The 12,621-nt window shown below is 34.5% G+C and carries 12 protein-coding genes, 1 tRNA gene and 1 pseudogene; 12 read left to right on the top strand and 2 right to left on the bottom strand.

Going from position 1 to position 12,621, the window contains the following annotated elements; all coding sequences use genetic code 11:
• Positions 1-24 precede the first annotated feature (24 nt).
• Positions 25-615 (top strand): ribonuclease HII, encoded by a 591-nt coding sequence (gene rnhB, locus J6569_RS03100; protein ID WP_296317546.1) that lies wholly within the window; start codon positions 25-27, stop codon positions 613-615.
• Position 616: 1 nt separating this feature from the next.
• Here the strand turns inward: rnhB and J6569_RS03095 are convergent, their stop codons facing one another.
• Together J6569_RS03095 and J6569_RS03090 are read right to left on the bottom strand one after the other, a co-directional pair.
• Positions 617-907, bottom strand: a complete 291-nt coding sequence (locus tag J6569_RS03095; RefSeq protein ID WP_244178545.1) for a hypothetical protein — start codon at positions 905-907, stop codon at positions 617-619.
• Positions 890-1,190 (bottom strand): annotated as a pseudogene (locus J6569_RS03090) (transposase); the annotation flags it as partial. The gene J6569_RS03095 and the pseudogene J6569_RS03090, both read right to left, overlap by 18 nt.
• Positions 1,191-1,328: 138 nt before the next feature.
• Here J6569_RS03090 and recC point away from each other — a divergent pair.
• The 11 genes from recC to J6569_RS03035 all read left to right on the top strand — a co-directional run bounded on the left by recC (position 1,329) and on the right by J6569_RS03035 (position 12,575).
• Positions 1,329-4,538 (top strand): exodeoxyribonuclease V subunit gamma, encoded by a 3,210-nt coding sequence (recC, locus tag J6569_RS03085; RefSeq protein WP_296317544.1) that lies wholly within the window; start codon positions 1,329-1,331, stop codon positions 4,536-4,538.
• A gap of 5 nt (positions 4,539-4,543) precedes the next feature.
• On the top strand, positions 4,544-5,332 hold the full coding sequence (locus J6569_RS03080) for a TatD family hydrolase (RefSeq protein ID WP_366941232.1): 789 nt from the start codon (positions 4,544-4,546) through the stop codon (positions 5,330-5,332).
• Between the two features lie 67 nt (positions 5,333-5,399).
• Positions 5,400-6,365, top strand: a complete 966-nt coding sequence (locus J6569_RS03075; protein WP_296317540.1) for a bile acid:sodium symporter family protein — start codon at positions 5,400-5,402, stop codon at positions 6,363-6,365.
• A 128-nt stretch (positions 6,366-6,493) separates the two neighbouring features.
• Positions 6,494-7,897 (top strand): DHA2 family efflux MFS transporter permease subunit, encoded by a 1,404-nt coding sequence (locus tag J6569_RS03070; protein WP_174799269.1) that lies wholly within the window; start codon positions 6,494-6,496, stop codon positions 7,895-7,897.
• A 4-nt stretch (positions 7,898-7,901) separates the two neighbouring features.
• Complete coding sequence (locus J6569_RS03065) at positions 7,902-8,534, top strand: MBL fold metallo-hydrolase (protein WP_065561679.1); 633 nt, start codon at positions 7,902-7,904, stop codon at positions 8,532-8,534.
• 156 nt (positions 8,535-8,690) lie between these two features.
• Positions 8,691-9,278, top strand: coding sequence for a biotin transporter BioY (locus tag J6569_RS03060; RefSeq protein WP_051634174.1), 588 nt, complete (start codon positions 8,691-8,693; stop codon positions 9,276-9,278).
• Positions 9,262-9,837, top strand: a complete 576-nt coding sequence (locus J6569_RS03055; protein WP_065561677.1) for a YiiX/YebB-like N1pC/P60 family cysteine hydrolase — start codon at positions 9,262-9,264, stop codon at positions 9,835-9,837. The genes J6569_RS03060 and J6569_RS03055 overlap by 17 nt, the downstream gene beginning before the upstream one ends.
• A gap of 97 nt (positions 9,838-9,934) precedes the next feature.
• Positions 9,935-10,010: transfer RNA gene (locus J6569_RS03050), tRNA-Asn, on the top strand.
• Positions 10,011-10,221: 211 nt separating this feature from the next.
• On the top strand, positions 10,222-10,950 hold the full coding sequence (locus J6569_RS03045; RefSeq protein WP_296302240.1) for a type 1 glutamine amidotransferase: 729 nt from the start codon (positions 10,222-10,224) through the stop codon (positions 10,948-10,950).
• 25 nt (positions 10,951-10,975) lie between these two features.
• Complete coding sequence (locus J6569_RS03040) at positions 10,976-11,827, top strand: VanW family protein (protein WP_296317538.1); 852 nt, start codon at positions 10,976-10,978, stop codon at positions 11,825-11,827.
• Positions 11,828-11,948: 121 nt separating this feature from the next.
• Positions 11,949-12,575, top strand: a complete 627-nt coding sequence (locus J6569_RS03035; protein ID WP_065561675.1) for a Fe-Mn family superoxide dismutase — start codon at positions 11,949-11,951, stop codon at positions 12,573-12,575.
• The last annotated feature ends 46 nt before the right edge of the window (positions 12,576-12,621 follow it).

The following is a 12,621-nucleotide window of genomic DNA, read 5'->3' as shown; positions in this document are numbered from 1 at the left end:
GATAATGTTAGAGGATTTACCTTGTTGTTAGAATTTACTTACCCCGATGCTACATTAATTGCTGGTGTCGACGAAGTTGGACGAGGTCCACTTTGTGGCGATGTTGTTACGGCTGCAGTTATTTTAGATCCTAACAAGCCCATTAAAGGCTTAACTGATTCTAAAAAACTAACCGAAAAAAAACGAGAACATCTATTTGATATTATCAAACAAGATGCTTTAGCTTGGAGTGTTGCAAGAGCATCTGTGGACGAAATTGATAAATTAAATATATTACATGCTTCCATGCTTGCTATGCAGCGAGCTGTATCTAAATTACCTATTAACCCCGATTTTGTATTAGTTGACGGCAATAGTTGCCCCGATTTTGGTATACAAACACAAGCTGTAGTTAAAGGCGATTTATTAGTGCCAGAAATCAGTGCTGCGTCTATTTTAGCTAAAGTTACACGCGATCGTGAAATGGTTGAGCTTGATAAATTATATCCACAGTATGGACTTGCTAAACACAAAGGTTATCCAACTAAATCGCATTTAGCTGCAATAAAGGAACATGGTATTAATCATTTATACCGTAAAAGTTTTGGACCAGTTAAGAGTTTAACATTATTTTAATTCACCATTGTTTATCAAGCGTTGTCAGCAATGGTGAGTTAAAAATAGAAACTGGTAAAATGACCATTTCTTGATAAAGAATTTTGTTTCCATAACGTTCTTTCAATTTCTTTTTTACGGCAGACGATGAAAGATTAAAATCTTTGATAGTTTTTAATTGGCCAATTTTCAATTTAAGTGCCTTATCATAAATTATTTTCCAAACTACTTGCTTTAATTTAGCAATTTCGCTATTAGGATCTGTTGATCTTTTGTGTTCATATATCAACCAATAATACATTGGTAGCCACATAAGTATAAATGCCAGCAATAACATGCAGGCATAATTGCTTTCTAATTTATCATATCTTTTTGATATTGAACGATACTGCTTAATTCTGTCAAACGCATTTTCAATTAAATGGCGATATTTATACAGATATCAATCCATGCTATTAACAGAAAGGTGGATTTTAGTTGAGTTTCCTCCATAGTTTTTTCCTATCTGTTCTTAATGCTGAGTTGGTGCATTTTGAGCTATGTTGATGCGCTCGCATAATAGAATCATCGAGGAAAGCCCATTCGAGATTAGCTATAATCAAAGATAACCCCCCATTTATTATTACTCGTTAATGGCTATCTTACTTATAAAATTGATACTAGAATAGCAACTAGATTTATTAATAACGATCAGCGATAATCTTAACCCAATCTTACTAATAATTAGTGTTGTTATGTTTACCATTTATCATTCAAATCAAGTCGATTTACTCAAAACATTATTAAGTGAATTGATGCGCAGGCAACCATTAGATGATGTATTTACACCTGATGTTGTTATGGTGCAAAGTCAAGGCATGGCACAATGGTTGCAAATTGCGTTAGCGGATGAGCTTGGTATTGTGGCTAATGTTGATTTTCTTTTTCCAACTCAGTTTATTTGGCAACTTTATCAAGTCTTGTTACCAGAGGCGCCAATTGAAAATAGCTTTAATGTTGAATCAATGAGTTGGCGTTTGTATTATTTGTTACCTCAAGTTATTAAACAACCTGAGTTTAGCGCGCTTAAACATTATCTTGATATTGATAAGCAAGATAAAAAACGGTATCAGCTTGCAACGCGTATTGCACGATTATTTGACCAATATTTAGTTTACCGTCCAGATTGGCTAGCAAAATGGGAGGCAAACCAGACTGTTGCCGAATTGAATCATCATTCTGATGAAACGTGGCAAGCGGAGTTGTGGCGAAAACTAATATCAATTAGCCAACCTTATCATCGCGCTAATATTTATCAACAAATGCTTGAAATGTTATTAAATAATAACTTTGAACGTTCACGTTTAGATGCATTACCCAACCGTATTTTTATTTTTGGTATTACTTCTCTTCCTCCTATTTATCTTTCGCTACTTTCAGCACTTGGCCAACATATTGATGTCCATTTAATGTTTAATAATCCGTGTAAATGGTATTGGGGCGATATTGCTGAAAAACAGTTGTCAGATATATTAAATACACCCGATAAAATACCCAATCCTCTGTTAACCTCATGGGGAAAACTTGGGCGTGATAATCTATTTTTGTTACAAGAATTTAATAATAAGCAAGATATTGAAGCGTTTGCCGATCAGGATCGTTCTTGTCTATTACATGCTATTCAGCAAGATATTTTAGAACTGTATCAAACCGATTTTGATAATAAAACTTTTGCCGTAACAGATAAGTCGATTTCGTTTCATGCCTGCCATAGTGAACAACGTGAAGTTGAGGTATTGTATGACTACCTGCTATCGGTTTTTGATGCCGATCCTACGCTGGAGTTGCGCGATTGCATAGTTATGGTATCAGATATTGATAAGTATGTTCCTTATATTCGAGCCGTCTTTGGTAATGCTGTTGAAAAGCGCTATTTACCTTTTACTATTTCAGATCAAAAAGCACGAAATATCGATCCTATCGTTCAAGGCTTTTTTGCCATTTTAAATTTTCCAAATAGTCGATTTACAGCAGAAGAACTATTTAATTTACTTGAAATCCCTGCTATTGCCGAAAAATTCGCTATTAACGAATCTCAATTAACCTTGTTGCGAACTTGGATTGTTGAGTCAGGCATTCGTTTTGGACTTGATAGTGCACATAGTTGGTTATTTGGGCTTGAGCGGTTATTACTCGGTTACACGATGAACAGTGAACAAGGCGGTTGGCAACAAATATTACCTTATGATGGTGCAACAGGTTTAGATGCCGAATTAATAGGCCAATTAGCCGAATTTATTAAAGTTGTAAGTAAGTGGTTTGCTATCTTAAATGAAGAAAAACCGCTAATTAATTGGCAACCTTGTTGCCTTGAATTAATCAATGACTTTTTTGTAAGTAATGTTCAACGTGAATCCATTTTATTGATGATCGAAGAAGAATGGCAAGAACTGATTAATAGTGGATTATCGGCTTGTTATACAGATAATATTTCTATCACTATTCTACATGATGCTATGCAATCACGCTTAGAGCAAAATCATTTAGCGCATCGTTTTTTAGTTGGTAAGATAAATTTTTGTACCATGATGCCAATGCGTTCTATTCCATTTAAAGTTGTTTGTTTACTTGGTATGAATGACGGCGATTATCCAAGAACGTCTCTTCCACTTGATTTTGATTTAATCGCACAACATCCAAGACGAGGGGATCGTAGCCGTCGTACAGATGATCGTTACCTTTTTTTAGAAGCAATTTTATCTGCGCAAAAACAGTTGTATATCAGTTATATTGGTCGCGATATGAAAGATAATAGTGAACGTTATCCTTCTATACTTGTTGATGAGTTTTGGGAATATATTGGCCAATATTATGGCAAGGCTAAAAATAATACAGATGGCACTACAAATAGCTTAGATTTTTTACGTGTAAACCATACACGCACACCGTTTAACCCCAAAAATTTTTTACAAGAACCCAAAAGCTATGCCGATGAGTGGTTACCTGCAGCATTGCAACAGGGTGAAAGTCAGTTATTTATTAGTAAAATACCAATTATTAGTGTAGATAATATTAATCTCGATGAATTAAAACGATTTTACCAGCACTCTATTAGGCTATTTTTACAGAAACGGTTTAATTTTTATATAAATTATCTGGATGATACCTTACCAGATGCTGAAAACTTTAATCTTGATAGCTTAAAGCGCTATCAATTAAACTTACAGATTTTAAATGAATTAATTGCCAATAGATCGCAACAATCAGATGATTTCTATCAACGATTAGCGTTAACAGGTGACTTACCAGATGGTGCGTTTGGTGAAATTATTTATGATAATCAACTTGAATCACTGCAACCTTTGGCTAATAAAGTTGACCAAGAACGTTTAATCATGACAACACAAGAAGTTAATTTAACTATTTCACCCAATGATCAACATTACCAATTACAAGGTTGGCTAACTCACATTCAAGACGATGGTATATTGACATGGCGACCATCAAAGCTTTCCATTCGTGATGGTATTTCATTGTGGATTGATCATTTGGTTTATTGCATTTTAAATCCCAATAAAATTGACAGTCAAAGCCGCATGTATGGTAGGGAAGATAATGAATGGCGATTTTCACATTTAAATGCAGATCAGGCTTTAGCCATATTAACTAATTTAGTTGAAGGCTATCTGCAAGGTATCAATGAACCATTATTAATGCCATTAAAAAGTTCATGGAGTTGGTTAATTACAGCTTATGATAAAAAAACAGGTCAGATTATCGCTAGTGAAAGAGCTATCAATCAACTTTTAAATTCATGGCAAGGCGGATTTAACCAATCCGCCGAGTGTGACAGTTATTATACTCGTCTTTATCCTGAGTTAACCGATACACTGATTGAACAAATTATATTTACTGCTGAGCGATTTTTATTGCCAATTTTATTACATCAAACAACGGCAGAATAAGAGGCATTAGCATTATGTTTATTGATACACATTGTCATTTTGATTTTCCACCTTTTAGTGATTTTCTTGCTGATTCAATAAATAAGATTCGCCAAGCGAATATCGTTGGGTTAATTATACCCGCAGTTAGTGCTAACTATTTTGATGCTGTTTTACAACTTACGAATAAATACCATGAACTTTATGCCGCTTTGGGGTTGCATCCTATCTATCAACATACTATGGCTGATTTAGAACTATTAACCAATATTGTTAAAACAAAACCTAAAAAATTAGTTGCCATTGGTGAAATCGGGCTCGATCGCTACGATTTAAGTATCGATTGGCAACAACAATTATTATTTTTTAGGTCGCAATTAACAATTGCCAAACAGTTTGATTTGCCCGTTTTAATACATTCACGCAAAGCGCACGATATTATGTACTGTGAATTACACAAGGCCAACTTATCTTGTTGTGGCGTAATACATGGTTTTTCAGGTAGTTATCAACAAGCCATGCAATTTGTTAAGCTGGGTTATTATATTGGTGTAGGTGGCGTAATTAGTTATGAACGTGCGAATAAAACTCGCAATACAATTGCTCAATTACCACTTAGCAGCCTAGTACTTGAAACAGATGCGCCCGACATGCCATTAAGTGGACGCCAAGGTCAACCAAACCGCCCTGAATATATTACCGAGGTTTTTAAAATCTTGACACAATTACGCAATGAATCACCAGATCACATACTTAACACAATTTTAACAAATACCTTGACGCTATTTAGTGGAATTAATAGAATTAAAATTTAACAAGCAACTAAAATAAATTTACTATTATTATGAAGTTATTTTGGTAAACCGACAACAGTAGGTTTATATGGCTAGACAATTGAATCAACTATTTGTTCGATCTATTTCCTCCCTCACCCGATTATTTCCTTTGTGGGCAGTTTTGTGTGCTGTTATGGCCTATTTTTCTCCTGATACTTTTACACCTATACGTCCCCATACATCACAATTACTCATGTTTGTGATGTTCACCATGGGAGTTACATTAAGTATTGATGATTTTAAACGTGTAGTCACCAAACCTAAAGCGGTGGTTATTTGTACTTTGCTACATTATATTGTTATGCCGTTAACTGCTCTAATTTTATCAAAACTATTTACAATGAGACCAGAACTATTGGTTGGCATGGTGTTAGTTGGAAGCGTAGCTAGCGGAACAGCATCAAATGTGATGATTTATCTTGCCAAAGGTGATGTTGCATTGTCTGTTACAATTTCATCTGTTTCGACACTTGTGGGGGTAGTTATAACACCACTGATAACACTACTATTAGTTGGAACAACAGTTGAAGTCCCTGTTTGGGGAATGCTTGTACATATTGTACAGATTGTACTAATACCGATTATATTAGGATTAATTGTTCACCATTTCTTAAATGCTATTGTTAAAAAATGTGAGCAATTTTTACCACTTTTATCAATGATTTGTATTTTATTAATTATTTGTATTGTAGTAGCAGGTAGCCATACTCAAATTGGCCAAGTGGGAGGTACTGTTATTTTTGCAGTTGTGATTCATAATGCGTTAGGATTGCTTGGTGGTTACTGGGGAGGACGTTTATTTGGATTTGATGAATCAACCTGCAGAACCATGTCACTTGAAGTAGGAATGCAAAACTCTGCCCTTGCAGCTACTTTAGGCACCACCTACTTTTCGGCTTTATCGGCTCTGCCTGCTGCAGTATTTTCTGTTTGGCACAATATTTCAGGCTCATTACTGGCTGGCTATTGGCAAGGTAAACCAGTAAAGAATAAGAAAAAATCCAATCATTAACAAATAATATTGTAAAATAGCATTCATCAGCTCTCTTTCTTAATCAACTCTAAGTAAGAGAGCTTAATTTTCTGAGCTTATATCCAACCGCTCCACTAGCATTTAAATTAATTTTAGGCCAAATTAAAATGAATAGCGAATTACAGTTACCACCGTTTGTCTATCGTATATTACCGTGGATTGCGGCGTTTGCATTCTTTATGCAATCACTTGATACCTCGATATTAAATACAGCTCTCCCCACTATGGCTAACGACCTCAATGAGTCCCCATTAAATATGCAATCAGCCGTGATAAGTTATGCTTTGACCCTTGCATTATTTATTCCTGTTAGTGGTTTTTTATCAGATAAATTTGGCACTAGAAATATTTTTGTCATGGCCGTTTCACTATTCACACTGGGTTCATTACTTTGCGCTTTATCTAATTCATTAATTTTTTTAGATATATCACGAGTGATCCAAGGTGTTGGTGGCTCGATGATGGTGCCTATATCACGTTTAGTATTGATAAAATCTTTTAAGCGTAGTGATTTTTTAGCTGCGTTAAATACAGCCACGATTCCTGGATTAATTGGTCCCGTTTTAGGACCAGTATTGGGAGGATATCTAGTTGATATGGTAAGTTGGCACTGGGTGTTTTTTATTAATTTACCCATTGGTATTTTAGGTATAATAATTAGTTGGAAATACATGCCTAACTTAAAAGGCCAACACATGCCTTTTGATCTATTAGGCTTTATATTTATTGTTATTAGCTTTATTAGCGCCACTTTGAGTGTAGAGATTTTAAACCAAAATCAGACATATTATTGTCCATTACTACTTGCGACAATTAGTCTACTTTTTTTATTTATTTATCGTGAATATGCAAAAAAGAAACAAACTCCATTATTCCCACTATCGCTATTTAAAATCCGTACGTTCAAAATAGGAATTATCGGAAATTTAATTTGCCGATTAGGTATATCAGGAGTGCCTTTTCTTATTCCACTATTATTACAAGTGGGATTTGGTTATTCAGCTATTTTTGCCGGCATTATGTTGATGCCAATGGCCATTGCTTCAATTTGTACTCGAATCTTTATTCCACGTATTTTAGCACGTTTAGGTTACCGTTTCGTACTAGTTACTAATACAATTTTAGCTGGCATAATGATTATTTTAATGTCCGTATTAAATTTATCGACACCACTTATTCTTATCAGTTTATTGCTATTTTGTATCGGTGGAATCAACTCCATGCAATACACGTCCATGAATAGCATAACCTTAGCTAATCTAGAAAACGACAATACAAGTAGTGGCAATAGCTTAATGGCAGTAAATCAACAATTAGCAATTAGTTTTGGTACCGGATTGGGTGCTGTTTTATTACGCTTAATTAGCACCACAACAAGTACTATTCACTCATTTCAGTTAACATTTGTTATACTTGGTATGATTACCGTTTTATCAAGCATTATTTTTGCACAATTAAAAAAAGAAGACGGACAAAATCTAACCAATCATCAGCAAGAAATAAGGAGATAAATCTATGTTCCAGTACCAAATCATCCCAGTTACAGCTTTCCAAGAAAATTGTAGCATCATTTGGTGCGATCAAACCATGGAAGGTGCATTTATTGATCCCGGAGGTGAACCCGAACTGCTTATAAAAGCGGTTGAAAAGCTAGGCGTTAATATTAAGCAGATTTTATTAACCCATGGACATTTGGATCATGTCGGTGCTGCAACTATATTGGCTAAACATTATGATGTGAAGATTATTGGACCAAGCCAAGAAGATGAATTTCTATTAACAAGTTTACCACAACAAAGTACACAATTCGGTTTTCCTTATACTGATAGCTTTTTGCCTGATCGTTGGTTGAAAGAAGGTGAGCAGATTCAAGTTGGTAATATTAGCCTTGATGTACTTTTTTGCCCGGGTCACACTCCGGGACATATTGTTTTTATTAACCATTTGGATAAGCTGGCTTTTGTCGGCGATGTATTATTTAAAAGTAGTATAGGAAGAACTGATTTTCCACGAGGCAACCATGCCGATTTAATTTCATCAATCACTAATAAATTATTACCACTTGGGGATGACTTTATTTTTGTACCAGGCCACGGACCTATGTCTAGTTTTGGTCATGAACGAGTTAGTAATCCTTACTTAGTTTAAGTAACAAATTATTTTAATTATCACACTCTTTATTTTAGAGTGTGATAAAAATATCCTATATTCCACTCCAATGTAAACAAATTAAAAACAAAAAAGTTTACAACAATAATAATTGCGCTATTATAGTTCTACTATTTATATAAAAGGTAGAAAATAATGAAACTTCAACCGACTTCGTATTATCCAACATTTATCACTACACTTGTAAATTTATCTTCTTGGCAACGTAAATTATTAACCACAACAAGTGCAGCATTACTTTTAGGATTAGCCGCTAACATTAGTATTCCAACTTACCCTGTTCCATTTACATTACAATCATTGGCTGTATTGTTAATTGGTGCTTTTTTAGGTCGTAAACTAGGTGCATTAGCAATAATCCAATACCTTATTTTAGGTGCAATTGGGTTACCGCTATTTGCCAATGGTAGTGGTGGAATTATGGCGTTAGCATCACCATCTTCAGGTTACTTATATGGCTATGTATTTAGTGCCTATTTAGCAGGGTTTGCAGCAGAAAGAGGTTATGATCGTCACTTTATTTTAGGTTTAATTGCATTCGCTTGTGCGCATCAATTGTTATTTGTATTTGGCGTTGTCTATTTAATGGGCTATTTACACATCACGCTAATTGATGCTTTAAAAGTGGGTTATCTGCCATTTGTTGGGGTGGATGCGCTTAAATTTATTATTGCAACTTGTGTAATGTTTTCGCTATGGCGCTATCGTGCTAAAAAACAATAATATCCAATGTGGAGATATAATCTTCCAAAGCCTAAAAAAAAATAATGCTTTTAATGGCGCTGTAAGCCTTTCAGGTGCATTGTCAAAGATAGATGAAATAACCAAAAGTATTAATCATGTTGGTTTATATATTGGAAATAATACCGTTATTGAAGCAACGCAAAACTATGGCGTGATTGAACAATCGTTTACTAATTTTATTTGTGCAGCTAAGCACAATATCATTGGTAGAATCCATGATTTAGTTGTTATTCAAAATGCATTAAGACGGGTAAAGAAATGCTTGGGTTCACCTTACAATCACAGCTTTCATCCCAATGCAGATGGGTTTTATTGCAGTGAACTAATTACTTATGCCTTTAAAACTGAGCAAGGTAATGATTATTTCGCATTATATCCAATGAATTTTAAAGATTTAGCGACAAATGAGATTTTATCTTATTGGGTTGATTATTATCGCGATCTAAATCAGATTATTCCACAACATGAACTAGGATCGCACCCACAGCAATTACTTAGACAACGCCATTTATTCAAGACAATCCTAACACTTGAATGATAATAAAAGGAGGAAATTTTACACAAAAAAACATTTAAAATAATTTAACTATTGACATAGCGCCATTAAATCTATAATATGCGCGCTACATTTCGGTTCCTCCATAGTTCAGTCGGTAGAACGGCGGACTGTTAATCCGTATGTCACAGGTTCAAGTCCTGTTGGAGGAGCCAACTTTCAGATTTTCATATTTATCTTTCCCTGTTGTTTCATATTTTAAGTGATTTCTTTTTACCTGTTTTTTATCGTGTTAGTTCAAAATTCTGTATTGCAATTGCAAATAAATTATTCATAATAACTCAAAAATAAATTTATATCCTTTGATATAAATTTTATCAAATCATAATGTTAATAATGATATTTATAGACAAGGAGGAGTTATTAATGCATATACATTTTATTATTCATGAGGATTTTGAAGCGCCCGGAGCTTATGAACAATGGGCGATAAATAATCATCACACTATAACTTATTCTCGCGTTTACCTTAATGAACCACTTCCTAATAGCATTGATGATATCGACTTTCTTATTGTTATGGGCGGTCCACAGTCACCATCAACGACCAAACAAGAATGTGCTCATTTTGATTCTAAAGCAGAACAAGCCATTATTTTATCAGCAATAAAAGCAGAGAAAGTAGTCATTGGTGTATGTCTTGGTTCACAATTAATCGGCGAAGCTCTAGGGGCAAATTATAGCAACAGCCCAGAAAAAGAAATTGGCAAATTCCCTATTATGTTAACTCAAATCGGTAAAACAAATCCTTTGTTTACTGATTTTGGTAGTACATTAGAAGTCGGTCATTGGCACAATGATATGCCTGGTTTAACCAAAGATGCTCAAATTATTGCGTATAGTGAAGGGTGTCCTCGTCAAATCATTGCATACAGTAAATTTGTTTATGGTTTCCAATGCCATATGGAGTTAACACCTGAAGTAGTCGAATTATTAATTACCCATTCACAAAAGGAACTTAGCCAAGCAGAAAAATACCGCTTTGTCGATACACCTGATAAGCTTCGCTCTCATGATTACACTGAAATGAATCAAAAACTTTTCACTTTTCTCGACAAGTTAAGCCAACGCTATCTGTCACCTTTAGAAAAATAACTGATTATATCTTGTCGATAAGGGAATGGAAAATATGCAGGATATTATTATCGATAAACCGATAAAACGCAGTAAATTAAGGCTAAAATTAGGCAAAGAATATTTTATCTTAAAACGAAAATTTGATTGGTGGCGACATCGTAACGCATATTGCACTGTCGACATAAATAATAATACATGTTGTTATTCACACAAAAAACATCAGTCTGTTTTATTAAGACAACTAAAAGATGTTGATATGTATTTACAATATAACAAAATCACTAATCTTAGATTAGCAATTGAAAAACTTAATGGTTCAATCATTAAGCCTAATCAACGTTTTTCGATCTGGCAAAAAGTAGGACGCCCATCCCAAAAACGGGGATTTTTAGAAGGACTATCATTACATAATGGACAGATAGGCAAAGATATTGGTGGAGGATTATGCCAATTAGGTAATTTGATTTATTGGATTGTATTACACTCCGATCTTACAATCATAGAACGTTGGCGTCATAGTTTTGATGTTTTTCCCGATATTAATCGAACGATTCCTTTTGCTTGTGGCGCCACCTTATCTTATAACTATGTAGATTTACAGTTAATCAATAAAACCAATAGCACTTACCGGCTTAATCTTTGGCTTGATGATCAATATTTACATGGCGAATTACTTGCTGATACCCCCTTAAGTAATCATTATGAAATCCTAGAAACCGATCATCGTATTGAACAACAATGGTGGGGAGGTTATACCAGACATAATAAAATATGGCAACGTAAAACACATTTAATTGATAACCATGTTGAAGAAAAGCTCATCAGCGAAAACCACGCAATTATGATGTATACCCCATTTATAGCAAATAATGAAGACGAATTGAAAAAGCAATAGTCATTCTGATAACAGATAGTCACTAACTATCTAAGTGATAGTTTGAGAGCTATACTAATAGCCCGTATACTCATGAAATAAAGTAGTTAATAATACCTAATATATGAAAGGAGCAAATTTCATGGCTTATACTTTACCTCCATTACCTTATGCTTATGATGCATTAGAACCTTATATTGATTCTGAAACTATGCATCTGCATCACGATAAACATCATCAAACCTATGTGAACAATGCAAATGCCATTCTTGAAACTTTGCCAGCTGAATTAAAAGAACTTTGCCCTAGCACTTTGTTAAAAAATTTAGATAAAGTACCTGCTGACAAAATTACGGGTATTAAAAATAACGTAGGTGGTCATGTTAATCACACTCTTTTCTGGGAACTATTAAAAGTTGGTACTGAACTAAAAGGCGACCTAAAAGCGGCCATCGAAAAAGATTTTGGTTCAGTTGATGCATTTAAAGAAAAATTTGCAGCAGCGGCAGCAACTCGATTTGGTTCAGGTTGGGCTTGGTTAGTATTACAAAATGGTAAACTTGAAGTTGTTTCTACAGCCAATCAAGATTCACCGATAATGGGCGAAAAATTTGCTGGTGTTTCTGGTACGCCGATTTTAACACTAGATGTTTGGGAACATGCTTATTATTTGAAATATCAAAATCGCCGTGTTGATTACATTGGTGCATTTTGGAATGTAGTTAATTGGGATAAAGTTGCTGAGCTATACGCTGAAGCAAAAAAATAACTCGATTGTACTCATATCCTTTTCATCTTAAAAAGTGGCGCCTAGT

This window comes from Gilliamella sp., from assembly GCF_024104075.1.
GTDB classification, from domain to species: domain Bacteria; phylum Pseudomonadota; class Gammaproteobacteria; order Enterobacterales; family Orbaceae; genus Gilliamella; species Gilliamella bombi.
Note: the sequence above shows the minus strand (reverse complement) of the source record. Positions and strands in the feature narration are given on the sequence as shown.